Genomic DNA, 21,160 nt, shown 5'->3' on the forward strand with positions numbered 1-21,160 from the left:
ACGTGTTGTGATTTATTGGCCGAGTGATGCAAAGTCGCGCGCAGGCAGCTCAGATAAGATTCAATAAGATCTCTCCGCTACGGCAGCAGAAGCCACTTCCGGATTCAATCGGGCAAGCCGTGGCGCAACTCAATCCCACCGAATAAAACAGAAGCTGCACTGAAACACTGTTCTTCTAACAACTGGGAATATCGAAAGATAGCGAGTTAAAGAAGCGCGCAATGTTTACCAGTGTCAAGTTTCGCAACTTCAAGTCGCTCCGGGATTACACTGTCCACTTGAAGCGAACCAATATTTTGGTCGGCCCCAACAATGCGGGTAAATCAAGCATCTTAGATGCATTTCGTATACTCGGTACGGCGCAAGCGTTCGCAATGCGCAGAAATCCTACACCATTAACGATCGGGCGCGACACGATCTCGGGATATGAAATTCCTCAGTCCCAACTCCCTATCTCTCTTGAGAATATTCATACGGACTACCACTCTGAGCACGAGACTTCCGTCACGTTCCAAATCGAGAACGGCAACAAGCTACAACTCTTGTTCTTTGAAAACTCGCGCTGCGTTCTTGTGGCCGATAATTTGGGGCGTCAAATTCAGAATACTTCCTCGTACAAGCGGAACTATCCGCTCACAATCTCCATATTCCCGACTCTCGGTCCGCTTGAAGAAGAGGAAAGCCCGGTCGAACCTGACTACCTTCGCCGTTGGAAGTCCACGCGGCGATCCAACCGACTTTTTCGCAACATCTGGTACCAGAACAGATCGAACTTTGATCAGTTCAAGTCTTTGGTCGAGGAAACTTGGCCTGGCATGACAATATCACCGCCTGAGCGACACGGATTTAACCCCGCTTGACCTGCCACTGAATTTTCATCCAGCGGGAGTTAGAGTCTCGGGGTTTTGTACGCCAAACGGCGCGGGTGGAGCAACGGACGATCGGCGGAGCTGGTCGGGGTTGCGCGGCCGATCGTCCGTTGCGGTGAGGTGGGCGGCATAGGCCGCGGGGGTCAGGTATTTCAGCGACGAGTGGGGACGCTGGAGATTGTAGTCAGCGATCCAGGCAACGATCTTGGCGCGGGCGTCGTCGAGATGGAAGAATAGGGTCTCATTGAGCAGCTCATCGCGCATCCGGCCGTTGAAACTCTCGACGAAGCCATTCTGCATCGGCTTTCCCGGTGCGATGAAGTGCCAATCGATGGCTGCGTCCTTGCACCAGGCGAGCATGGCGTTGCAGGTGAACTCGGTGCCATGGTCGGACACGATCATTCCTGGCTTGCCGCGTCGCTCGACGATTGTCGTCAGTTCGCGGGCTACGCGCCGCCCCGAGATCGACGTCTCCGGAATGGCGCCCAGGCATTCCCTGGTGACGTCGTCGACGATGTTGAGGATGCGGAAGCGTCGACCATTGGCGAACTGGTCGTGAACAAAGTCCAGCGACCAGCGTGCGTTGGGCCTCGCCTCCACCAGGATCGGAGCTCGGGTCCCCACGGCCTTGCGGCGAGCGCGCCGCTTGCGGACGGTGAGCCCTTCCTCGCGATAAAGCCGGTAGATCCGATTGATCCCCGACGGCTCGCCCTCCCGCCGCAGCAGGACGAACAGCCGGCGGTAGCCAAAACGTCGCCGCTGGTTGGCGAGGTCGCGCAGCCTGCCACGGAGAGCCGCTTCCGGAGGACGGCTGGAGCGATAGCGGATCATCTTCCGATCCGCGCCCACGATCGAACAGGCCCGCCGTTCCGACAGGCTCATGACGGCCTGCAGATGCGCGACCGCAGCGCGCTTGGCGGCGGGCCCTACCATTTTTTTGAAAGGAGCTCGCGAAGGGCGGCCGTATCAAGCATCTGCTCGGCCAGAAGCTTCTTCAGCTTCGCGTTCTCCTCCTCCAGGGCCCTCAGCCGCTTCGCCTCGGAAACGTCCATGCCGCCGAATTTGGCCTTCCAATTGTAGATCGTCGCTTCGGATATCCCATGCTTGCGAGCCAAATCGGCCGTCTTCGCCCCGGCCTCATGCTCCTTCAGCACCGCGATAATCTGCTCTTCCGTAAACCTTGCTCGCTTCATTTGTCCGTCCTTCGTCAGGTCGGACTCTAACTCCTTCTGGAGGAATTACTCAGTGGCAGGTCACCACTCATCAATCGTGATGTCCGGAGTTTAGCTAGATTTACGGTGACAGTGCACTAGATCATTCGCTTCGTCTTGCCCTCAGCGGCTTCGTCATCGTAGGGCTAGTTCCGGCTTCGATGCTCATCAATACCCGCCGCAGAAATTGCCTTTGCGGTCGCCCCCATCCCTCCTAAACTCTGGACACCACCGGCATGGGTTCCGATGGTCCCGGTAGAAGCGGAGTCTACTTATGCCCAAACCGGAAAGCTTCCCGATCGAGAAGATCTTCGTTCCCACGAAGCAGAAGAAGGCGATCAACCCCGAGACCGTCTCAGAGATCGCGGAAAGCATTCTGGAAATCGGACAACAGGCCCCCATTTCCGTCTGGCGCGACGGAGACCGCCTCGTTCTGGTCGAGGGACTGCATCGGTTAGAGGCCTGCAAGGCGCTCGGCGAGACGACCATTCTCGGCGTCCTTGTTACGGCCGAGCTTGCGGAGCACAAGCCGCGGCTCGCCGAGCGACCCGAGGTCGAGGCGGAGCGCATCAAGATGGCGCGGCTGAAACAGTTACGCCTCGAGAAGGAGGCAGCGGAGGCATCGATGGCTGCCTCGAAGAGCGTCAACGCAACGCAGGCGCCGCGCACCCGTTCGACGACGGGCACCCGCGCCAATCCGAAGGCATCTGCGGGCCGGGTTGTGAAATCGAAGCCCAAATCATTGTCGGACTGGATCACGCAGCAAAAGGGCAGCGGCGGCCGCTATTGATGGCGGACGCCGTCATTCCGGGGCGCGCCCGCTTGGGCGCGAGCCCGGAATCCATCAGGCGGCACGACGCGTTGTGGAATGGATTCCGGGCTCGCGCTTCGCGCGCCCCGGAATGAGTTGCGCTTCACCTTGCGGTGCTGCCACCGCATGATGGCCGCAATCCCAGCGATCGCGGCCACCTCTCCTCACAGATCACCCAATCCCCTCACGCCGCCTTCGCCTGCTCCGGCGAGGCCGTCTCCATTGCGCGCATGTAGAGGTCGAGCAGGCTTTCGCGCTCGTCGCGCTCGTTCTTGTCTTCCTTGCGCAGCTTGATGATCTCCTTGAGGATCTTGACGTCAAAACCCTCGCCCTTGGCTTCTGCGAAGACTTCCTTCTTCTGTTCGCTCAACTCCTGCATTTCGCTGTCGAGGTTCTCGATCCGCTCGACGAAGGAACGGATCTTGCCGCCGGGAATGGTGATGTCGGACATGGTACCTCCTCGCTGAATGAGGTCGTGAAAATGCCCGCAAAGAAATGACCAATGTGTTAACCGAGTTGCCGCACCCGATGCCATCGCGCCGCAGCGATACCCGGGACAGGCGGCCACCCTGCAGCTATCCGGATCGGCGACGTCTTGCCCGTATGCCTCGACGATGCAGCGGCAAAATCTCACCACATGGCCGCCACGCAAGCGACAGCCCACAATCGCGATTTCAGCGCAAACGCGACGGAGGCTCGCGGCTTCATCGATATTCGGGAGCCATTTGCAATGTTGAGTGCGGTGGACAACAAGCCAAAGGGAAAATCCGGACGGCGCGGCGGCAAGAAGAAGGCCGGACATCGGACCGGGGCCGGCGAGCAACGCGCAAGTGCAGCGCATCAATTGCCGGATGCCCCGGCGGAGACCAGGCAAGAGACCGAGCACGAGACCGAGCAAGAGCCTGGCCGACAGATCAGTGCGGAGATACCTTCGGCTGCGGCCTTGCCGGACGAGGCTTCCGGGATGGAGCTAGCTGCAAGCCCGCCCGTCGCACCGGTCGAACCCTTCCAGGCCACCACGCAGGCGATTGCCGACGCCTATAGCGACTATATCAGGACCTCGCTTGAGCAAGCCTGGAATTTCCTGGGAAAGCTCGCGACGGCGCGTTCACCCGTCGAGGCCTTTGAGCTTCAGATGGCGTACGCGAAACAGGCGTGCGACTCGTTTGTCGCCGAATCCCAGAAGATCGCCGAGCTGCATGAACAATTGACCAGAGAAAGGGTCATGCATCTTGAGGGGTTCGTGGCCAGGCTCACCCAGACCACGCTCGAAATCCGCACGATACGTCACTGACGACGGGTGCACATTGCGGCGCCGCGGGATGTAGGGTGGGTTAGCTGGCGGTTGCGCGAAGCGCGGTCCGCCGGCGTAACCCACCACCCCTCCGCCGCCGAGATCAAAGAGGTGGGTTGCGCTACCCGACCTGCGCTTTGCGCCGTCGCGGAGCTAACTCACCCTACGCGCCTGAGGACCGCCGGGAGTTCAGTACCCGGACTTGGTGCCGGTGGTCGACCCGCCGCTCGCGCCCGTGGTTTGACCTGTGGTTTGTCCTGTAGTTCGTCCTGGAGCGTAGCTCGACGCGCCGGGGCTGGTTCTCTTCGAGGACTTCGCCTGCTGCTTCTTCTTATGTCCCGGAGCGTAGCTGGAAGCGCCCGGCTCGCCCTTCTGGGAACCCATTTGCTGCATCTCATGACCTGGCGTCTTGCTCGATACACCCTGAGCAAATACGGCCGGGGCTGTAGCCATGACAACAGCAGCCGAAAGCGCGATGATCATTGCTTTCATGTTGTCCTCCTCGAACAAGCCCCCTCGAAGGAAACGGAATGGACTAGCGCCCGTTCCCGTCAGCGAACGCTCATGGTGAGACCGGCGCTGCTCGACTGGTCCCTGTCGCCGCCGCAACGCGATGAACGTTTTTCGATCAGGATCGGTGCACGTCGTAGGAATACTGGGAAGCTGCCCCCGGCTGCTTCAGCACCAGAAGATTCCAAGCGATCGCACGACAGCGCCGTGTCGCGCATGGTGTGCCGAGCCCGCCATAATTTTTCCTTTGCACACGCGTTGTGTCTGATAGCGGCGAGACCTATCCTTCCCAAAGATCGGACTGCCTCCCATTGACGCCCGACGGGATGGAGAGCGCATCGGTGCCTGAGACGAACGACCCCAAACCCGATACCGACAAGCCTGATGCGGCCAAACCTGATTCCGCCAAGCCGGACGAGGCGCGCGCCGACGGTGGGCTGGCGCGGGCTTACGACCGGATCAAGAGCGCAGAGGAAGACCTCGCGCGGCTGGACCGCCTTGTTTCCGGAATGGAACGGAGCAGCGAAGCCCCGCGGACCTCGCACGCAAGCGCCGCCTCGACGACAGCCGCCGCCTCCGCAAACAAGGCGCCGACGCCGGATGCCAGGGTTCTAAACACCAAGCCTCGCGATCAGGGCCTGAGGGGAGACCGGGCCATGATGCGCGCTCTGGCTATTCTCGTGATGGCGATCGCCCTGCTCGGTGCCGCCGTCGCATCGCAATATGGCGACGAGGCGACATCGATCGGCAAGTCCATCATAGCGCGATGGGCTCCACCCGCGAGCGCACCCCCGCAAGCGACCGCCGCGGAAAGTCCGGAGCAGCCGGCGACGGTGCTGCTGGCGGCCGCGGATGAGCCGAGCCCGGTGCCTGCACCGCCGGGGCCTAAGGACGCGGAAAGCGCCCCGAAGCCCGGCGCCACGGCGGCCGAGCCGGCATCGTCCGAGCTCGCGCAATCGCTCAAGGCCATCACGAGCGAGCTTGCGAATATCAACGGCAAGCTCGAGCAGCTGAAGAGCCGCAGCGAGCAGACCCTGCGCGACCAGGCCGACACTATTCAACAGCTCAAGGCCGCGCAGGAGAAGGATGCGGCGGACAATGCGCGCCTCGCCGCGCAGGTCCAGGCGCTGCAAACGCAACTGAGCGCGTCATCGGCGCCATCCGCCTCTGCAGCCGCCAAGCCCGTCGTGCGCAGCGTGGTGAGCAACGACACGGCTGCGCGTGCCCGGGCGCACGTACCAGACGCCGCGCCACGACGGCCGAGGCCACCGCCGCGAGGCCCCTGGATGCCGCCGCGCTATATGGCCGACCCTTATTATTACGGCGATCCGGATTGGTGAGCCCGTTTCGCGAAGGCGCGATTGGATTTGAAGTGCGTAAGGTGGGTTAGCCTGCGGCGGCGCGAAGCGCAGTCCGCTGGCGTAACCCGCCTCTTTGATTTCCGCGGAGACAGACGTGGTGGGTTACGCTGCGCGAGCTGCGCCTTGCGCAGTCGCGCAGCTAACCCGCCCTACGCACCTACGCTCCCCTCAGCGTATCTCGCTCATCGTCACCTTGGCCGCGATCCCCGTCAGCTCGGGCTCTTGCGGCGCAAGCTCCTCATCGGAAGGGCCGACCGAGACTTCAGCCATTCTGCGTTTGACCTGTTCGCAGGTCTTGCGAACGTCTTCGGTGAACAGCGCGCATTCTTCGATACGCTTGAAGATCTTGCGTCCCTCTTCACGATAGCCTGCCGCCGTTTCTCGCATGAAGGCGATCGCATCATGAACCTGGGCCGTCAGCGCCTCGCATTTTTGCGCGGCGTCGATCAACTCGGTGCCCATGGCCTCGATCTCTTTTGCAGCGGACTCATAGTCGCGAATGACCGCTTCTGCACTGAGCGCACCGACCCGGGACACCCCCGCGGTGTGCTCGACGTAATCAGGCAGATTAACTGAAGTAATGGAGCTTCCCGACCGGATCGAAGTGATGTCCGCTTCGAGTTGGACCAAGTTCACTCCGTCGCGTCTGTGCAATTGTTCGACACTTGCCATGACTGTCCTCCCAATACGCGCCTAGAACCCCAAGCAGCATTTGGTTTATTACGGGGATAAGTGCCGTTCTACCTCTATGTATTCTTGACAGTCTCCACTTTGCCACTTTTGCCCAATCGTCAACACTGCACGCAGAGATAACGAGCCAACAAACTTCAATTTGTCCGCGTACCTGTTCGAAGTGCACTCCCCGCCGCATCGGCGCCGGGCCATGGCGGGCACGATTACGTTCCGGGGGAGCGACGGTCGTCGGCGTCGAAGGCATTCCCGACGGCGGCGGGCGCGGGCTCGCCCCGCCCTGCATCCGCAGCACGATGGCGGCCGGCATCGCCCGCCGCGAAAATATCGTGCACCAGCCCGAGCTTCCCCAGCCCCAGGATGATCAGCCCGTTGATGTCCACCTCGTACCAGGCGTGCGAGAGATACGCATCCCGCGGAAAGCGGTGATGGTTGTTGTGCAGCCCCTCGCCGAACGTCAGCAGCGTGGTCACCAGCTCGTTGGTGGTGCCGTCATGGGTCTCGAAGCGGCGGTAGCCCCAGCGGCCGTCGCTGTGGCAAACCGAGTTCACCAGCGAGGTCGCCATGGTCATGAGGTAGCTGCGGAACAGGCCTGAGAACAGGATGCAGCCGATCATCGTGCGCACGCCGCCGAAGGCATAGCCGATGGCGCCGGGAATGATCAGCGCCGACAGCGCGTACCAGTACCAGCGCGTCCTGGTGAAGAACATCGCGATCGGGTCGGCCAAGATGTCCTTGGCGTAGTAGCTGGCATCGGTGGTCTCGCGGTCCCACACCCAGCCGCCTTGCGCATGCGTCATGCCCTTGGCGAAGCTGGTGTAGGCGTTGCCGGAGCCGTCATAGTAAGGGCTGTGCACGTCGCCGGGCCGGTCGGAGTGCAGATGGTGCCGCCGGTGGTTGCTCACCCATTTCAGGATCGAGCCCTGCACCGCCATGGTCGCGAGCGCGGCGAAGATCGTCCGCATCACCGGACCGCAGCGAAAGCTGCGGTGCACGAAATAGCGATGCATGAAGCCGATGCCGATTGTGGACATGATGAACGTGCCGGCGAAGACCGAAACCTCCACCCAGCCGATGCCCTGCCAGAACGCCCAGACCAGCGCGGCGATCGAGCCGCCGACCATGATCGCGAAGGAGATGTAGGAATCGCGAAACTTGGCGTCGACCAGCGGACCTTCGGTCAGCACGCCCGGCGGCATCTTCGGCTCCGAAAGCTGCTCGGACGCCACGCTCTCAACCACACTCATTCCAGCCGATCCATTTGCACTGCATTTTTCTGCAGTGCAGCGTACAACCCCTGGTTATCTGAGGCAAGGACCCGAGCGGCCGTAGGAGCACGGGCAGGCGCACCCCACCCGTTTTCACGCGGATAGAGAATAGTGATCGTGACGAGCAGATGCACGTCGTGCATCTGCTCAGCTCACCCACCCTCACGCGCCGATCAGTTTCGCGTCGGTCGGTGCCTTCACCACCAATACGGCCAGCGCCATCCCTCATAGCGCACGTAGGACGGCACCAAGGGCGGGCCGTAGGGATCGACCCGGTCGTGCTCGGGGCGGTAACGATAGCGTGGCACGATGTTGTAATCCCACGGCGTCGGCCTCAGCACGGGCGCCGTGATGATGAGCCGCTCCTGCGGCGCGCGAACGACGACGGCTCTCCGCGTCCGGGCTTCGGCGTCCGAGGTTGCAAGGCCGCTCAGCACCAGGGCCGTTCCGAGCGCGCAGGCGACAGTCATCTTGGTCATGCGTTAGTCTCCTTCGCTTCAAGAGTGCAAAAGGATGCCAGGCGAGGCAAGCAAATTTCGCGCGAGATCTGGAAGATGGGCGCTGCCAGATTTTTGCGCCGCTGCCTCCGCCGTCATTGCGAGCGGAGCGAAGCAATCCAGACTGTCACCCGGCGGCAGTCTGGATTGCTTCGTCGCAAGGGCTCCTCGCAATGACGGCGAGTATGACGCAGGAGTGGTCTGGATGAGCAACAGAACTCCCGGATGTCGGCACCTGCCTCTCACTCGCGCGCGCGGCGCAGGGCCTGATCCAGCTTGTGCCTCTGCTTATCCCAGCGCTCCTGCTCCGCTTCGGCGCGCGCCTCGAGCGCGGCCCGCTCGGCTTCGATCGCCCCCGCCTTCGCTTCGTGCTCGCGTGTTGCCTTGTCGAGCGCTGCTTCCGCCGCGGCAACTGCCTTGTCGCGGCGGGCACGCTCTTTGGCGCGGGCGGCCTCCTCCTTGGCACGCGCTGCCTCGCGGCGTCGCTCCTCCTTCTCGAAAGCTACTGCGGCCTTGCGGGCGGCTGCATCATCGATTTCGCGGGATGCATGCCGGGCTGTCTTGGCGGGACGCTTCTTTGACGTCGGCTTGCTCTCGGCCTTGCTCTTGGCCTTGCGCTTGGGCTTGGCCTCGCCCCCGCCGAGATCGGTGGGCAGCTCCGCGCTCTCGGTGAACGGGCCGTCCGAGCCGACCGGCCGCCTCAGCACCACGCCCGGCTTCGCCATGGTCGCGGCGACGACATCGGGATCGTCGGTCTCCCTGGCGACGCCCTGATGGAACAGATTGGAGCTGGCGCCCCAGGCAGCAAGCGCCGCCTTCATCGAGGGCGCGGCGATCGCCTGATCGTAGAAGCCGAGCGAGGTCTGGTAGGTCTTCAGCTTCTTTGCCATATCGCTCCGATGTCGGCGCAGCTTTCCGCGCGCGAGCGTAGCCCGGATCGAGCAAAGCACAATCCGGGGTCGTGCGGCACGCTCGGCACTGGACTACGCTTGCGCTCCATCCAGGCTACGAATCTTCAAGCAACGCGTCATAGCCTTGCGCGCTGAACGCCAATAGACAAAAACCGTGCCCGAACGGATCGGCCAGCATCGCGATCCGGCCATAGGGCGCATCGCTCGCCGGCACTTCCAGGATCGCCCCGGCAGCGAGCGCACGCGCGACAGCGACGTCGACATCGTCGACGACGACGTCGATATGCATCGGCGTCCAGTGCCGCTCATAGCGGCGGCGGTCGCCGCCGGCGCCGATCGTGCCGGCCTGCTTGGTCAAGAGATACACCGGCGCGGGCCAGCCGTTGAGCTCGACGAAGTCGGCGCCGAAGCGGCGGCCGACCGAGAGGCCAAAGGCTTCGGTGTAGAACGTCGTGGCTTTCGCCACGTCGGGAACGTCGATGTTGAGGAGGAAGCTCATGAGGGAACTCGTCGCAAGTTGCGAAGCGAGTCTAGCCCGGATGGAGCGCCTGCGTAATCCTGGATGGTGCCGCACCGGACGTACCCGATGAATCACCCCGTCAACGAACGAGCGCCACCATGGCATCATGCCATTGTTTTGCCCGACGGGTCAAATTTTGTTCGAAATTGCCGAAGTCAGGAAAAACCCCGAGCAATTCCATACGGATGGCTACTGTGCATGGGGTTGTTTTCACAACACTTGCTTGAGTAGGCCCTCGATTGCCCCTCAGGCTCAGAATCGGCCGCGAGCACCTGCCAGCTTTTCCTTGCTTTCCCGGTTCCCGCCTCTACGGTCGCGCCGCGAACGAACGCGCGAGACAAGACCGTCATGACCGACACGATGAAATGCCCGACCTGCAATTCCGAGCACGCCTATCAGGACCGCGATCTCTGGGTCTGCCCGGAATGCGGCCATGAATGGAGCGGCGCGGCGGAGGCGGCCGCGGATACGGCGCAGGATGCGGGCGTGCGCGATGCCAACGGCAATTTGCTCGCCGACGGCGACAGCGTCATCGTGATCAAGGATCTCAAGATCAAGGGCTCGTCCTCGGTCGTCAAGGGCGGCACCAAGGTACGCAACATCCGCCTGCAGGACGCCAGCGATGGCCACAACATCGCCTGCAAGATCGACGGCATCGGCGCGATGAATCTGAAGTCGGAGTTCGTGAAGAAGGCGTGAGGCCCGCTAGCTTTGCCGCTGCGCCAGATAAAACCCGCACAGCACCGTCACGAGGCCTGCCATCTGCAGCATCGTCGGCGGCTCGCCGAGCAGCAGCCAGCCGGTGAGCAGCGTCAGTGCGGGCACGCAGGCCGGAAACACCGCGGCGCGGGCGACGCCGAGACGCTGGACGGAGACGGCGTAGAGATAGAGCGCGGCGGGGCCGGCAAGCACGCCCTGCGCCAGCGCCTGGATGGCGTTCTCGGTCATGCCGATTGATGCAATGTGGGCGAGGCCGACCGTGGCGACGTAGACCGGCACCAGCAGCAGCGACAGCACGTTGATCACGAGCGCAGCCGGCACGGCCGAGACGCGCCATCGGCGCAGCATCGCGCCGAACCCGGCGAACATGAATCCGGCGAGCACGAAGATGAGATCGCCCTGAATGCCGTCAGCACCGATGTGGCCGATCGATTCCGCGCCGATCACGCCGAGGCCTCCGACGATGACGAGCGCGCCGGTCAGGCGCGAGGCGGAGATCCGCTCCTTCAGCACGACCGCCGCGAGCAGGAGGCCGCCGAGCGTGGCGCAAGAGGGCTGGATCACGCTGCCATGGCCGAGCGGGACGAACAGGAAGCCGATGTACGAGATCAGGGACATCACGGGACCGCCGAGCACCATCAGCACCAGCCCCCTGCCCCAGCCGATGCCGCAGAGATCGGAGAGTCCGGCGCGCAACACCAGGGGCAGGAAGGCGATCCCCGACCAGACATAGCGATGCACCAGCAGATCGACCGGCGTGAAGCCGGCCTTGAGGCCATGCCGCGTGGCGGCAAAGCCGAGCGCCCAGAACAGCGCCGCGGCAAGCCCGCAGACCACGCCGAGCAGTGCCGGCGCGGCATCCTTCTTCTGAGCGTCGGCGCCGCTCGTCCGCTGATCCATGGATCACTCGATATGTCGGCTCGCTGAGCCGCTCAACCCACGCGGCTGCAGGGCTGTCACGCGAGGGCGATGCCGACTTGCGCGTGTTACAGCCCCTCATTGAAGACCATCCACCATCCCTTGCGCGTATCCATGTATTCCCGCACTTGCCTGACCCGGTCGCCCACCACCTCGAACACGAAGCAATACTCGTTCTCGTACGGCTTGCCGCCGGGCAGCGTGGCGCGCATCCGCTCCTCCACGATCACGACATCGCCGTCGACATACACGCCGCGGAACGCGATATCGATGTTCGAAAACAATCGGTGCATCTCCTGCGCGATGAAGCGCGCGATCTGGTGCGGCCCCTTCATGTGATCGGTGTGGTCGAGCGCGATGGCGGTGGCATTGCCCTTCGGCGCGATCCATTCGGCGTCTTCGGTGAAGAGTGCCGCGATGCGCTCGGGATCGCGTGACGAAAAGGTGTTCCAGGCGTTCAGTACGACGTCTCTCGGGCTGGTCACGATGGGGTCTCCGGCCGTGTTGCGATGAGAACCGCCTTCTAGGCCGCGGTGCGCGCCGCGGCTCGCCGCAATCGGACTCGGTCATCCGGCTGCCCTTCCGCCGCCGACCTCATGCGCTACCATGCGATCATGTTGAGCTTTGATGTCTGCAACGCCGCGCGCCTGCGCCGCGATCCCCGCTATGACGGCCGCTTCTTCACGGCGGTGAAGACCACGGGCATCTATTGCCGGCCGGTCTGTCCGGCCAAGCAGCCGCTGGCGCGCAATGTGGTCTATTATCCGACGGCTGCGGCTGCCGAGGCCGCCGGCTTCCGGCCCTGCCTGCGCTGCCGTCCCGAGACCGCTCCTTTCTGCCCGGCCTGGAACGGCACACGCTCCACGGTGGCCCGGGCCATGAGGCTCATCGATGACGGCGCGCTGGATGAAGGCTCGGTGGTCGATCTCGCGACGCGGCTCGGCATCTCGTCGCGTCACCTGGCGCGCCTGTTCGAGCGCCATGTCGGCGCTACGCCGCAGCAGCTCGCCAAGACACTGCGCGTCCAGCGCGCCAAGCGCCTGCTCGATGCCGGCGATGACAGCATGACCGCTATCGCATTCCAGGCCGGGTTCGGCAGCCTGCGCAGGTTCAACGCCGCCTTCGCCGAACTCTACGGCCGCTCGCCGTCAAGCCTGCGCGCGCGGCGAGCTTAGCGGCCCGCGCCAGTGATCACGTCCGCGGTCTTCACCTTGCGCGGGCTGAGCACCTTCGCCTGGTGGACCGAGGCGATTGCGCTTGGCGTTGCGACCCGCTGCTCGACATGTGCGGCACCGAGCACGCGCACCTGCAGCGGGGAAACCGGGAAACCGTTGGCCTCATAGGTCGGCAGCTCGGCGGCGAAAGCCGCGGTACCGCCCGCGATCGTCAGGAAGGCGGCGATCGACAAGGTCTTCTTGTTCATTGGTGATGCTCCGAAGTTTGAGAGTCGGAGCCTATTTAGGCGCATTTTGCTGCAACGCGACATACACCGCCGCATTGCAACATCGCATGCGGTGCATGACGTTATGCCTAAAGCGTCCAGGGATTTGGGCGAATCGCGCCCGCTGCGACGCGGCGCCTCCAGAGGAAGTGCTCAGCCGCCGAGCACGTTGCCCCAGCCATCGAAGAGATAGGTCTTCCAGGCCACGGTTCCATCCGCGCCAGGCCGGCTGGCGCGGCGGTAGTCCTCGGCCTGGTCGGCGGTCCAGGTGATGATCGTGTCGGAGAGACGATCGTGCAGGATGGCGGGCTCGGTGGGGTCGAAGGCGTCCATGGGACGAAGCGAGGGATGCGTCATGGCGCCTCCAACGCACCAGCCGCAACAAAGTTGCGGCAGCGTCAAATGGAACCGGGCGTTGCACTTCGGCCACAGTTGCCCCGAAAAGCCCGCACTCCCCGATTTGCGCCATTGCGCCGCCACACCGTGGCCCGAACAATCGACGTGCTGCGTGCCTTTCCGTGCGACTGTTTCGTCAGACTGTTTGCATCATCACTGTTCGGGCAGGATTGTTCGAGCAGACCGTTTGGAGGCAGGGATCATGAACGATCGGCGGTCTCTTCTGGTGGCGTTATCGTGTCCCTCGGCGGTTGTCGCCGGCTGGCTGGCATTGTCTCTCTCCGCCTATGCGCCTGCGCTCATCGAGAATAGCGGCGCCAATGTAGCTGCGATCTCGCACGCCAAGGATCTCGGCCGCATCGACCTCGCCGACGTGCCGCGCGCTGCGACCCTTGAGGACCGCGTCGCCTTGGCCGCCGACATCGCGGCCACCGTCACTGCGCTGCCCGACCCTGCCGCACCGGCAGAGGCAACGCCGGAAGAGCCCGCCTCCACCATCAAGCTTGCCTCGGCCGACCCTGCGCTGATTCTGCCGGCGGAAGTCGTGCCCGCGCCGCCGATCTTGCCTGAGCCCGTCGTCAGCGAGGTTGCTCCCGCCCCTGCGCCCGAGCCCGTCAAGCTCGCATCCGCCGATCCCACCGAGATCGTGACGACGGACACATTGTCGGCCGCGGCGAGCGCGAGCGACCCCGTTGCGCCTGCGCGCAAGGCGTCACCGCCTGCCGACAACATCGCTGTGCTCGACGAATGCTTCGTCATGGAAGCCTGCATCGACCGCTACCTCTGGGCGCTCTATCAGCGCACCGCCAAGGAAGACACGATGAAGGTGCAGGAGCGGCGCGCCGTCACCATCAAGCGCAAGGGCAAGACCGTCACGGTGATGCGCAGCTTCACCAAGCTGGTCGATCAGGACTTCACCTGGAAGGATCCGCATGCGGCCGAGCGCGCCGGCATGTCGATGATGGACTACGTTATCGGCGGCATGGACAAGAGCTTCAAGCAGAAGCTGTTCCGCATGATGCTCGCGGCCGAAGCGGCCGGTCTCTCGCCGGGCATCACCAGCGCGTTCCGCGACGACTATCGCCAGTCGATCGCGAGCGGCCTGAAGGCCGCCTCCAACCGCTCCTATCACGGCGGCAGCACGCGCGGCGGGTACGGTCACGGCATGGCGGCCGACATCGTCAGCACGCAAGGCAGCAACCGGGCGCAGCGCTGGGTCTCGACCGAAATCCTGTGGAAGTGGGTCGATGCCAACGGCAAGGCGTACGGCATCGGCCGCCCCTATCTCGGCCGCGATCCGCCCCATGTCGGCCCGATCGACGGCCAGGAATATATCTCGAAGCGCGGCACCTCCGACCGCGTTGCCGGCGCCAAGCCGAAGAAGACACAAGGCCTCGCGAGCGCCAAGCCGCCGAAGGCTGACGTCGCGCGCGAGCACAAGGGCTCGGCGGCCAAGCCGCAGAAGTCGGCGCAATCGGCCGGCAAGCGCGCGACCTGACGGTTTACGGCTTGCGCTCTGCCGTCGGCAGCGGCACCAGCCGCATCTCGGCCGAGCCGGCGTCCTGCGTGCGTACCAGCACGGCAAAGACCGTGTCGACCGCGCGCCCTACCGCTAACTCCATTGCTTCGCCCTTGGCCAGATGCGCCGCGATCAGCCCGGTAAGGAGATCGCCGGTGCCGTAGGGACGGATCGGCAGGCGCGGCGTCGCAAAGCGCGACAATCGCCAATCAGTGCACAGGATCGTCTCCACCTGCCCCGCCGCCGTGTCAGCGAGGGTGCAGCCGGTGGCGACGACGTCGGTGCCTGCCCCAGCCAGCACCGCGCAGGCCGCGCTGAGGCTCTCGGCGTCGGCAATTGCGGCGCCAGAGAGCAGCTCGAGTTCGAACTGGTTCGGCGTCGTCAGGTTCGCCGCCGGGAGCAGCCGGTGGCGGAGCACGTCCAGGATGCCGTCCGCGACATAGACGCGGCCGTCGTCACCGATCACGGGATCGCAGAGATAGACGAGCTTTCCATTCCGCGTGCGCGCCCGTTCGACGAAGTCGGCGATCACGGCGGCATTGCCGGGCGAGCCGAGATAGCCGGTAACGAGCACCGCGGCCTCGTCGACCAGGCCGCGCTCCTCCACGCCCTTGAGGAGATCGGCGACGAGCTCGGTCTCCAGCACCCGCCCGCGCAGGCTCGGATAGCGCGGATGGTTGGACAGCAGCGTCGTCGGCACCGCAGCGACGTTCACGCCCTCCGCCTGCATGGCATAGGCGGCCGCGCTGTTGCCGACATGGCCGTGGACCACCTGGCTCTGGATGGAGATGACGAGCATGAAAGAGGTCCGTACGGACAAACGTGGAGCGATGCAAGTGTCGCCCGGATCTCGCTTCAGCGTCGGCCCAATTCCCCGAGATAGGCGCAGAACATGTCGGCAAGCCCGTCGGCATGATGCGCAATCTCGGCATGACTGCGCGGCGTCTCCGAAAATCGCTTGCCGACCTCGCTGAGCGTGGTCGTGATCAGCTCGCCGGCGAGACCCCGCGTCGCATTGGAAGTTTTGGGCAGCGCCTCGCGCATGAAGGCATCGACGATGCCCTTGCTGGCCGCCCGGACCTCGCGCGCTTCGGGTGCGTCACGATAGAGTGGCGCGGCGTCGTTGAGGGCCGTGCGGATCGCAGCCTCCTCGCACTCGGAGCGGATGAAGGCATGGACCAGCGCGCGCAACCGCGCCGGTGGCGGCTTGGCGCGATCGGCGAGGATATCGCGCAGCAGCTCGCTCGTATGCCGCCACTCGTCGCTCTGGAGACGAAACAGGATTGCGGCCTTGTTTGGAAAATATTGATAGAGCGACCCGACGCTCACCCCGGCCCGCTCAGCCACCCGCGCCGTGGTGAAACGTTGCGCGCCCTCCTTCGCCAAAACCTGAACAGCCGCATCCAGAATGGCCGCCACCAGCTCCGTCGAGCGGGCTTGTTGCGGCTGTTTTCGCGAGGAAATTGAACGGCTTCGACGGTCGGCCATGGCTCGCTCCGGCAATGCGAATAGGAAATGCGACGAATTAGTCGTATTTCAAACGACGCGCAAGCACGCGCTTCTTTCGCCAACTCTGGAGACTTCGAATGACCACCCCGACCATCGCTTCGCTTGCGCCGCTACTGGATCGCCTGTTCAGCGAAGCCGAGGCAGCAAGCGAAGCAACGGAAGCCGCAGTCGCAGACCTGTCCGACGCAGAGCGGGAGCGGATGATGCGGAGCATGACCGAATATCGCGATCTCTATGGACGCCTGAAGGACGCACCGCTCGCGGTCTCGCGCGCGACCGGAGCGCTGCTCTACATGCTGGCGCGCAGCTCCCACGCCCGGTCCATCGTCGAGTTCGGCACCTCGTTCGGCATCTCGACACTGCACCTTGCCGCGGGCCTGCGCGACAACGGTGGGGGGCGCCTCATCACCAGCGAGTTCGAACCGTCCAAGGTAGCCCGGGCGAGAGACAACCTCTCGGCCGGCGGCTTGATCGATCTCGTCGACATCCGCGAAGGCGACGCGCTGAAGACGCTCAGCACCGATCTGCCCGAAACGATCGATCTAGTGTTGCTCGACGGTGCCAAGGCGCTCTACCCCGGGATCCTCGATCTGGTCGAAGGCCGTCTCCGGCCGGGGGCGATTATCGTCGCTGACAACGCCGACGATAGCCCTGACTATCTGGCGCGGGTGCGCGCACCCGGCAGCGGCTACATGTCCACGCCCTTTGCCGAAGATGTCGAACTCTCGGTCCGGATCAATTAAGATCGCATCGAAGGATCGGGACATCTCGAGCCGCCGCACGCCCGTCGCGCGGCGGCTTCGCGTCGACTGGAGCGGAAGTCACCGGACACCGTCGGCAATGTCGCAGGTTCGTCATTCGCACGTGATATTCGCGACCCGCGCGGTATCTTCCTCACGCCGAGAGGCTCATGACCTCCGCCTTCAACGCCTATGCGGCTCTCGCCCTCGCCATCGTGTTCGAGGTCACCGCGTCGGCGTTCCTGCAGCAGTCCGCGCAGTTCACCCGTCCCTGGCCGACGCTGGCGATGGTGCTGTTCTACGTCGCCTCGTTCTACGCGCTCTCGGTGGCGATCCGGGTGATTCCGTTGAGCATCGCCTATGCGATCTGGGGCGGGGTCGGCATCATCCTGACCGCCACCGTCTCCTTCGTGCTGTTCCGTCAGATCCTGGACGCCGCAGCCTTCGTCGGCATCGCGTTGATCGTATCAGGGGTGGTGATCATCAACCTGTTCTCGGAGACCACCGTGCGTTGATGCGCGCGGCACCGGCTCTGAAGGTCCAGGCCGCGCTCCACCATCACGCTGCGGACAGCTGATCGAGCTCGGACGGCGCGTAGGCCTTGCCATCCTGGTCGGTGACGACCACCCGCCACCCCTCGCTCGCCCACACTTTCGCCTTCGCTACGATGAGCAATCGGCTCTCGCGGGCGAAACTGTACTTTTCGTTGTCGCGTTCTGCGACCATCTTGTAGGCCAATTCGCATCCCCTTGCGTCGCCCTGCACCCGGCCTTCTCGTGGCAGCGGGCTTTGGCGGCAATTCGCCGGGAGCGTGGCAATTTCGTGCCATCCACGAGGCCTGTGGCCGGCCCCGTGCCGTCGCAACAGAGCGATCTCGTTGCCTCGGATCGGCGCTAGTGCACGCGGATAATGTGCGGGCGGCCGAGATTGATGAGGCCCTGCACCGCCGAAAGACGGTCATTGAGGGCTGCGATGGTGAGCAGCAGATTGTTGCGACGCTCATCGAGTAGTCCCATTTCTGCGCCCGACAGCTTGGTGCCCGCCCGCTCCTTGTGGATCTCCTCGAGGGATTCGCGCAGTCCGGCAATCAGGCCGGCCAGCTGCTTGGCCTCCTTGGTCATCGACCGCTTCGCGACATTTTGCTGACGGCGCGTCTCCGCTTGGTTCTGTCTCATCGTCATCCTCCGGTGCCCCGCTGCCCCGAGTGGATGCTTACAGCTTTGGATAGACATATTACGATCGATGAAATCTGCCCGCGAAGAACTTTCTTAAATTGTACGCGCACGGAACCGGCAAGCGGTAAGCCCGGCACGAGGGCCGGGCTTTCGTTGCAGCCAGTGCTAGCTCGGCTGCGCCGCATGCGGCATCGCGGGCGGCACGGCCCACGCGGCGCTTTCGGCGTCAGCTCGCCGGCAGCATGAAGGCATCGAAGAACGATGCGAGCCCGGCAAAATCGTCGAGCGGCAGCACGGTCGCGACATACTGGTCGGGCCGCACCACGACCATGCAGCCGGCCGCCCGATCGATGCCGCGCATCGTGAAGACGTCCTGGCCGCTCTTGAGATCGGGGCAGAACATCTTCTCGTAGTCGTACAAGCCGTAACGGCCTTTGCTCGGGAGCAACATCGGCGGCATTGCCTCGATGGCGAGCTCGCGATGGTCCTGCTGAAACACCGCGCGCAGATCGATCACGCTGTCGATGTCAGCTCCAACAGGCGTATATCGACGGATAGGTGACTTCCGGGACTCCGCGAGGAAATTGCACAAGGCACGAATGGCCGAGCCCGATGCTGCGGGGTTCTCAGCGGGCGAGAACGCGTAGATGCGGAAGCGGCCATCAGCCCGTGCGGCATGGCCGAGATGCACCGGCTTGGCGTCCGCCAGCCGGATCACCGGCGCGGAATGGAAGCGCGTGCCGATAATGAAGCCCTGCGCAAGGTGCTGATGCGTGGCCGCGCCGGTGAGCATCGACGGCTTGTAATGCGTTGCCGTGCCCGCGGTAAAACGTCCGTGCCGGACGAAATAGTCCTGCGTTTTGGCGGCATCGGCGCCGCCGGCCTTGGCGGCGGAGGCGAGGATATCAGCCCATTCGCGATCGAAATCGATCAGTTCCTTCGCGACTGCCCGGCGCTCGGCCGAATAGGAATGCAACAGGCTTTGCGCACATTGCCTCCGCAGCACGGCGGCGAGCTTCCAGCCGAGATTGAAGGCATCCTGCATCGAAACGTTCATGCCCTGCCCGGCCTTCGGGCTGTGGGTGTGGCAGGCATCGCCGGCGATGAAGATGCGCGGCAGGCGCGTCTCGATCTCGCCCTCCGGCACGTCGTCGAACTTGTCGGTGAGGCGCTGGCCGATCTCGTAGACCGACCACCAGGCGATCTCCTTCACCTCAAGCCGATGCGGCTTCAGGACCCGCTGCGCTTTCGCAATCACGTCATCGGCGGTGATGTTGCGATTGGCGACGCGTTCGCCGACATCGAGCTTGGCGAGCTCGACATAGATGCGGACCATGTAGCCGCCTTCGCGCGGAATGATCAGCAGGCTGCCGTCCTTGGCCGACTGGATCAGCGACTTGAAGCGGATGTCCGGAAAATCGGTCACGGCCAGCACGTCCATCACGCCCCAGGCGTGGTTGGCGGAATCACCGTGCAGCTCGCGCCCGATCGACTTGCGCACCGTGCTGCGGGCGCCGTCGCAGCCGACGACGTAGCGGGCCTTGATCGTCTCGACCTTGCCCTCGTTCGCGGCATCGACGCGTTCGAGGCGCACGGTCACGGCAGGATCGTCGGCACCGGCGGCCGGATCGACATTCACATCAAGCACGCGTCGGCTGTAATACGGCGCAAGCTTCGCCGGCGACTTGCGCATGACGTCGAGAAAGCAATCATGGACGCGCGCCTGGTTCAGGATGAGGTGCGGGAATTCCGACAGCCCGTCCTCGACGTCCTGCACCCGGCCACTGCGGACGATCTTCTCCGGCGCCGCTTCATCCGGCTTCCAGAACGTGGTCTCGTTGACCCAACAGGCCTCCTTCAGCACACGCTCGCTGAAGCCATAGGCGTGGAACATCTCCATGGTGCGGCAGGCGATGCCGTCGGCCTGACCGACCAGCAGGCGGTCCGGCTTCTGCTCGACGATGCAGGTCCTGATGTCGGGGAATTGCGCGAGCTGGGCGGCGAGCGTCAGGCCGGCCGGCCCGCAGCCGACGATGAGGACATCGACCTCGCCAGGCACGGCGCCCGCCGCTCCCGATGCCTGAACGCGCGCGGCAGGATCGGCGATTTCAGGGTCGCCCGGCTGAAATCCATTGAGATGGAACTGCATGAGCACCTCTCCCGCCAAATTCTGTTTGGTTATTGCTCAGTATGCTGACTATCAGTATACTTGTCAAATGATCCGCACCGCTCTGCCCCGGAGGAGATTTCGGTGAAAGACAACAACGACATGCCCGGACATCTGGCACGCCGCTTCCAGCAGATCTCGGTCGCGGTGTTCCTGGCCGAGGTCGGGGATGCCGGCTTCGATCTCACGCCGGTGCAATACGCGGCGCTTGCGACCATCAAGGCCAATCCAGGGCTCGATCAGGTGACGCTCGCCGGATTGATCGCCTACGATCGCACCACCATCACCGGCGTGATCGATCGCCTCGTCCAGAAGGGCCTCGCGGAGCGGCGCCCCTCCAGCCGCGACCGCCGCGCGCGTGAGCTCGAAATCACCGACGAGGGCCGCCGCACGCTGCGCAAGATCACCCCGGCCGTCGAATCCGCGCAGCGCATCATGCTGCGCGGCCTCAGCGCGAAAGAGGGTGAGGAGCTGATGCGGCTGCTGCGCAAGGCGATCGCCGCCGGCAACGAGCTCAGCCGCGCGCCGCTGCGCGATACGCAGCTCTGATCGCGGACCATGTCCGTAATTGTCGCAGCGCACGAAACCAGGAACTAACCTTCGGCTGCTAACGTCGGCCGCATTGGGGCGCTT

The 21,160-nt window shown here is 64.0% G+C and carries 27 protein-coding genes; 10 read left to right on the forward strand and 17 right to left on the reverse strand.

Going from position 1 to position 21,160, the window contains the following annotated elements; genetic code table 11:
* Window positions 1-221: 221 nt before the first annotated feature.
* Entirely contained in the window at window positions 222-860 is a 639-nt protein-coding gene (locus ABIA45_RS10360) for an AAA family ATPase (RefSeq protein WP_404651935.1), read from the forward strand.
* A gap of 15 nt (window positions 861-875) precedes the next feature.
* On the opposite strand, the gene ABIA45_RS10365 is transcribed toward ABIA45_RS10360, so the two are convergent.
* Window positions 876-2,062, reverse strand: a protein-coding gene (locus ABIA45_RS10365; RefSeq protein ID WP_404651318.1) for an IS3 family transposase whose coding sequence is annotated in 2 segments (ribosomal slippage) — window positions 876-1,810 and window positions 1,810-2,062 — 1,188 coding nt in all. Because the reading frame shifts where the segments join, the coding sequence is not laid out codon by codon here.
* A 292-nt stretch (window positions 2,063-2,354) separates the two neighbouring features.
* Here ABIA45_RS10365 and ABIA45_RS10370 point away from each other — a divergent pair.
* Complete coding sequence (locus ABIA45_RS10370) at window positions 2,355-2,870, forward strand: ParB N-terminal domain-containing protein (RefSeq protein WP_404651936.1); 516 nt, start codon at window positions 2,355-2,357, stop codon at window positions 2,868-2,870.
* Window positions 2,871-3,075: 205 nt separating this feature from the next.
* Here the strand turns inward: ABIA45_RS10370 and ABIA45_RS10375 are convergent, their stop codons facing one another.
* A complete protein-coding gene (locus ABIA45_RS10375; protein ID WP_025575662.1) occupies window positions 3,076-3,342 on the reverse strand; it encodes a DUF2312 domain-containing protein in 267 nt (88 codons plus the stop codon).
* Window positions 3,343-3,528: 186 nt separating this feature from the next.
* Between ABIA45_RS10375 and ABIA45_RS10380 the strand changes: the two genes are divergently transcribed.
* Window positions 3,529-4,185, forward strand: coding sequence for a phasin family protein (locus tag ABIA45_RS10380; protein WP_271546786.1), 657 nt, complete (start codon window positions 3,529-3,531; stop codon window positions 4,183-4,185).
* A 189-nt stretch (window positions 4,186-4,374) separates the two neighbouring features.
* Here the strand turns inward: ABIA45_RS10380 and ABIA45_RS10385 are convergent, their stop codons facing one another.
* The gene (locus ABIA45_RS10385) at window positions 4,375-4,677 is read right to left on the reverse strand and encodes a hypothetical protein (RefSeq protein WP_271546788.1); all 303 of its coding nucleotides are present in this window, start codon (window positions 4,675-4,677) and stop codon (window positions 4,375-4,377) included.
* A gap of 344 nt (window positions 4,678-5,021) precedes the next feature.
* On the opposite strand from ABIA45_RS10385, the gene ABIA45_RS10390 reads away from it, so the two are divergent.
* The gene (locus ABIA45_RS10390) at window positions 5,022-6,035 is read left to right on the forward strand and encodes a hypothetical protein (RefSeq protein WP_404655649.1); all 1,014 of its coding nucleotides are present in this window, start codon (window positions 5,022-5,024) and stop codon (window positions 6,033-6,035) included.
* A 189-nt stretch (window positions 6,036-6,224) separates the two neighbouring features.
* Here the strand turns inward: ABIA45_RS10390 and ABIA45_RS10395 are convergent, their stop codons facing one another.
* The 5 genes from ABIA45_RS10395 to ABIA45_RS10415 all read right to left on the reverse strand — a co-directional run bounded on the left by ABIA45_RS10395 (window position 6,225) and on the right by ABIA45_RS10415 (window position 9,921).
* Complete coding sequence (locus tag ABIA45_RS10395) at window positions 6,225-6,728, reverse strand: hypothetical protein (protein WP_036033716.1); 504 nt, start codon at window positions 6,726-6,728, stop codon at window positions 6,225-6,227.
* 224 nt (window positions 6,729-6,952) lie between these two features.
* Window positions 6,953-7,993: an acyl-CoA desaturase gene (locus tag ABIA45_RS10400; RefSeq protein ID WP_128261898.1), complete on the reverse strand. Its 1,041-nt coding sequence runs from the start codon at window positions 7,991-7,993 to the stop codon at window positions 6,953-6,955.
* Between the two features lie 218 nt (window positions 7,994-8,211).
* Window positions 8,212-8,493, reverse strand: a complete 282-nt coding sequence (locus tag ABIA45_RS10405; protein ID WP_404651939.1) for a hypothetical protein — start codon at window positions 8,491-8,493, stop codon at window positions 8,212-8,214.
* Window positions 8,494-8,753: 260 nt separating this feature from the next.
* Window positions 8,754-9,401 (reverse strand): cell envelope biogenesis protein TolA, encoded by a 648-nt coding sequence (locus ABIA45_RS10410; RefSeq protein WP_404651941.1) that lies wholly within the window; start codon window positions 9,399-9,401, stop codon window positions 8,754-8,756.
* 115 nt (window positions 9,402-9,516) lie between these two features.
* The gene (locus tag ABIA45_RS10415) at window positions 9,517-9,921 is read right to left on the reverse strand and encodes a VOC family protein (RefSeq protein WP_404651942.1); all 405 of its coding nucleotides are present in this window, start codon (window positions 9,919-9,921) and stop codon (window positions 9,517-9,519) included.
* 369 nt (window positions 9,922-10,290) lie between these two features.
* Here ABIA45_RS10415 and ABIA45_RS10420 point away from each other — a divergent pair, with 369 nt between their 5' ends.
* Entirely contained in the window at window positions 10,291-10,641 is a 351-nt protein-coding gene (locus ABIA45_RS10420; protein WP_275509674.1) for a zinc ribbon domain-containing protein YjdM, read from the forward strand.
* A gap of 6 nt (window positions 10,642-10,647) precedes the next feature.
* Here the strand turns inward: ABIA45_RS10420 and ABIA45_RS10425 are convergent, their stop codons facing one another.
* Together ABIA45_RS10425 and ABIA45_RS10430 are read right to left on the reverse strand one after the other, a co-directional pair.
* A complete protein-coding gene (locus ABIA45_RS10425; protein ID WP_404651944.1) occupies window positions 10,648-11,562 on the reverse strand; it encodes a DMT family transporter in 915 nt (304 codons plus the stop codon).
* Between the two features lie 86 nt (window positions 11,563-11,648).
* Complete coding sequence (locus ABIA45_RS10430; protein ID WP_404651946.1) at window positions 11,649-12,065, reverse strand: nuclear transport factor 2 family protein; 417 nt, start codon at window positions 12,063-12,065, stop codon at window positions 11,649-11,651.
* Window positions 12,066-12,194: 129 nt separating this feature from the next.
* Here ABIA45_RS10430 and ABIA45_RS10435 point away from each other — a divergent pair, with 129 nt between their 5' ends.
* Complete coding sequence (locus ABIA45_RS10435; protein ID WP_074447944.1) at window positions 12,195-12,755, forward strand: bifunctional transcriptional activator/DNA repair enzyme AdaA; 561 nt, start codon at window positions 12,195-12,197, stop codon at window positions 12,753-12,755.
* Here ABIA45_RS10435 and ABIA45_RS10440 read toward each other — a convergent pair.
* Together ABIA45_RS10440 and ABIA45_RS10445 are read right to left on the reverse strand one after the other, a co-directional pair.
* Window positions 12,752-13,003 (reverse strand): hypothetical protein, encoded by a 252-nt coding sequence (locus ABIA45_RS10440; protein ID WP_275499232.1) that lies wholly within the window; start codon window positions 13,001-13,003, stop codon window positions 12,752-12,754. The genes ABIA45_RS10435 and ABIA45_RS10440 overlap by 4 nt on opposite strands.
* A 171-nt stretch (window positions 13,004-13,174) precedes the next feature.
* Window positions 13,175-13,378 carry a hypothetical protein gene (locus ABIA45_RS10445; protein ID WP_025035973.1) on the reverse strand — a complete coding sequence of 68 codons (204 nt, stop codon included), beginning with the start codon at window positions 13,376-13,378 and terminating at the stop codon, window positions 13,175-13,177.
* Between the two features lie 241 nt (window positions 13,379-13,619).
* On the opposite strand from ABIA45_RS10445, the gene ABIA45_RS10450 reads away from it, so the two are divergent.
* Window positions 13,620-14,915, forward strand: a complete 1,296-nt coding sequence (locus ABIA45_RS10450; RefSeq protein WP_404651949.1) for a hypothetical protein — start codon at window positions 13,620-13,622, stop codon at window positions 14,913-14,915.
* Window positions 14,916-14,919: 4 nt separating this feature from the next.
* Here ABIA45_RS10450 and pdxY read toward each other — a convergent pair whose 3' ends face one another.
* Together pdxY and ABIA45_RS10460 are read right to left on the reverse strand one after the other, a co-directional pair.
* On the reverse strand, window positions 14,920-15,735 hold the full coding sequence (gene pdxY / locus ABIA45_RS10455; RefSeq protein ID WP_157287442.1) for a pyridoxal kinase: 816 nt from the start codon (window positions 15,733-15,735) through the stop codon (window positions 14,920-14,922).
* A gap of 56 nt (window positions 15,736-15,791) precedes the next feature.
* Entirely contained in the window at window positions 15,792-16,424 is a 633-nt protein-coding gene (locus tag ABIA45_RS10460; protein WP_157287443.1) for a TetR family transcriptional regulator, read from the reverse strand.
* 98 nt (window positions 16,425-16,522) lie between these two features.
* Between ABIA45_RS10460 and ABIA45_RS10465 the strand changes: the two genes are divergently transcribed.
* The gene (locus tag ABIA45_RS10465; RefSeq protein WP_157287444.1) at window positions 16,523-17,188 is read left to right on the forward strand and encodes an O-methyltransferase; all 666 of its coding nucleotides are present in this window, start codon (window positions 16,523-16,525) and stop codon (window positions 17,186-17,188) included.
* A gap of 167 nt (window positions 17,189-17,355) precedes the next feature.
* Complete coding sequence (locus ABIA45_RS10470) at window positions 17,356-17,700, forward strand: multidrug efflux SMR transporter (RefSeq protein WP_157287445.1); 345 nt, start codon at window positions 17,356-17,358, stop codon at window positions 17,698-17,700.
* A gap of 43 nt (window positions 17,701-17,743) precedes the next feature.
* Here the strand turns inward: ABIA45_RS10470 and ABIA45_RS10475 are convergent, their stop codons facing one another.
* The 3 genes from ABIA45_RS10475 to ABIA45_RS10485 all read right to left on the reverse strand — a co-directional run bounded on the left by ABIA45_RS10475 (window position 17,744) and on the right by ABIA45_RS10485 (window position 20,509).
* A complete protein-coding gene (locus ABIA45_RS10475) occupies window positions 17,744-17,950 on the reverse strand; it encodes a hypothetical protein (RefSeq protein ID WP_036000235.1) in 207 nt (68 codons plus the stop codon).
* Between the two features lie 128 nt (window positions 17,951-18,078).
* Window positions 18,079-18,360 carry a hypothetical protein gene (locus ABIA45_RS10480; protein WP_036000293.1) on the reverse strand — a complete coding sequence of 94 codons (282 nt, stop codon included), beginning with the start codon at window positions 18,358-18,360 and terminating at the stop codon, window positions 18,079-18,081.
* A gap of 226 nt (window positions 18,361-18,586) precedes the next feature.
* Complete coding sequence (locus ABIA45_RS10485) at window positions 18,587-20,509, reverse strand: FAD-binding monooxygenase (RefSeq protein ID WP_404651952.1); 1,923 nt, start codon at window positions 20,507-20,509, stop codon at window positions 18,587-18,589.
* A 102-nt stretch (window positions 20,510-20,611) separates the two neighbouring features.
* Between ABIA45_RS10485 and ABIA45_RS10490 the strand changes: the two genes are divergently transcribed.
* Complete coding sequence (locus ABIA45_RS10490; protein WP_271546818.1) at window positions 20,612-21,076, forward strand: MarR family winged helix-turn-helix transcriptional regulator; 465 nt, start codon at window positions 20,612-20,614, stop codon at window positions 21,074-21,076.
* The last annotated feature ends 84 nt before the right edge of the window (window positions 21,077-21,160 follow it).

It is taken from the genome of Bradyrhizobium sp. USDA 336 (assembly GCF_044908355.1).
GTDB classification, from domain to species: domain Bacteria; phylum Pseudomonadota; class Alphaproteobacteria; order Rhizobiales; family Xanthobacteraceae; genus Bradyrhizobium; species Bradyrhizobium yuanmingense.

Excerpts from the sequence above, each read along its gene's own strand:
- ABIA45_RS10360 (WP_404651935.1), top strand. The coding sequence starts at position 222 with ATGTTTACCAGTGTCAAGTTTCGCAACTTCAAGTCGCTCCGGGATTAC.
- ABIA45_RS10370 (WP_404651936.1), top strand. The coding sequence starts at position 2,355 with ATGCCCAAACCGGAAAGCTTCCCGATCGAGAAGATCTTCGTTCCCACG.
- ABIA45_RS10375 (WP_025575662.1), bottom strand. The coding sequence starts at position 3,342 with ATGTCCGACATCACCATTCCCGGCGGCAAGATCCGTTCCTTCGTCGAG.
- ABIA45_RS10380 (WP_271546786.1), top strand. The coding sequence starts at position 3,529 with ATGGCCGCCACGCAAGCGACAGCCCACAATCGCGATTTCAGCGCAAAC.
- ABIA45_RS10385 (WP_271546788.1), bottom strand. The coding sequence starts at position 4,677 with ATGAAAGCAATGATCATCGCGCTTTCGGCTGCTGTTGTCATGGCTACA.
- ABIA45_RS10390 (WP_404655649.1), top strand. The coding sequence starts at position 5,022 with ATGGAGAGCGCATCGGTGCCTGAGACGAACGACCCCAAACCCGATACC.
- ABIA45_RS10395 (WP_036033716.1), bottom strand. The coding sequence starts at position 6,728 with ATGGCAAGTGTCGAACAATTGCACAGACGCGACGGAGTGAACTTGGTC.
- ABIA45_RS10400 (WP_128261898.1), bottom strand. The coding sequence starts at position 7,993 with ATGAGTGTGGTTGAGAGCGTGGCGTCCGAGCAGCTTTCGGAGCCGAAG.
- ABIA45_RS10405 (WP_404651939.1), bottom strand. The coding sequence starts at position 8,493 with ATGACCAAGATGACTGTCGCCTGCGCGCTCGGAACGGCCCTGGTGCTG.
- ABIA45_RS10410 (WP_404651941.1), bottom strand. The coding sequence starts at position 9,401 with ATGGCAAAGAAGCTGAAGACCTACCAGACCTCGCTCGGCTTCTACGAT.
- ABIA45_RS10415 (WP_404651942.1), bottom strand. The coding sequence starts at position 9,921 with ATGAGCTTCCTCCTCAACATCGACGTTCCCGACGTGGCGAAAGCCACG.
- ABIA45_RS10420 (WP_275509674.1), top strand. The coding sequence starts at position 10,291 with ATGACCGACACGATGAAATGCCCGACCTGCAATTCCGAGCACGCCTAT.
- ABIA45_RS10425 (WP_404651944.1), bottom strand. The coding sequence starts at position 11,562 with ATGGATCAGCGGACGAGCGGCGCCGACGCTCAGAAGAAGGATGCCGCG.
- ABIA45_RS10435 (WP_074447944.1), top strand. The coding sequence starts at position 12,195 with ATGTTGAGCTTTGATGTCTGCAACGCCGCGCGCCTGCGCCGCGATCCC.
- ABIA45_RS10440 (WP_275499232.1), bottom strand. The coding sequence starts at position 13,003 with ATGAACAAGAAGACCTTGTCGATCGCCGCCTTCCTGACGATCGCGGGC.
- ABIA45_RS10445 (WP_025035973.1), bottom strand. The coding sequence starts at position 13,378 with ATGACGCATCCCTCGCTTCGTCCCATGGACGCCTTCGACCCCACCGAG.
- ABIA45_RS10450 (WP_404651949.1), top strand. The coding sequence starts at position 13,620 with ATGAACGATCGGCGGTCTCTTCTGGTGGCGTTATCGTGTCCCTCGGCG.
- pdxY (WP_157287442.1), bottom strand. The coding sequence starts at position 15,735 with ATGCTCGTCATCTCCATCCAGAGCCAGGTGGTCCACGGCCATGTCGGC.
- ABIA45_RS10460 (WP_157287443.1), bottom strand. The coding sequence starts at position 16,424 with ATGGCCGACCGTCGAAGCCGTTCAATTTCCTCGCGAAAACAGCCGCAA.
- ABIA45_RS10465 (WP_157287444.1), top strand. The coding sequence starts at position 16,523 with ATGACCACCCCGACCATCGCTTCGCTTGCGCCGCTACTGGATCGCCTG.
- ABIA45_RS10470 (WP_157287445.1), top strand. The coding sequence starts at position 17,356 with ATGACCTCCGCCTTCAACGCCTATGCGGCTCTCGCCCTCGCCATCGTG.
- ABIA45_RS10480 (WP_036000293.1), bottom strand. The coding sequence starts at position 18,360 with ATGAGACAGAACCAAGCGGAGACGCGCCGTCAGCAAAATGTCGCGAAG.
- ABIA45_RS10485 (WP_404651952.1), bottom strand. The coding sequence starts at position 20,509 with ATGCAGTTCCATCTCAATGGATTTCAGCCGGGCGACCCTGAAATCGCC.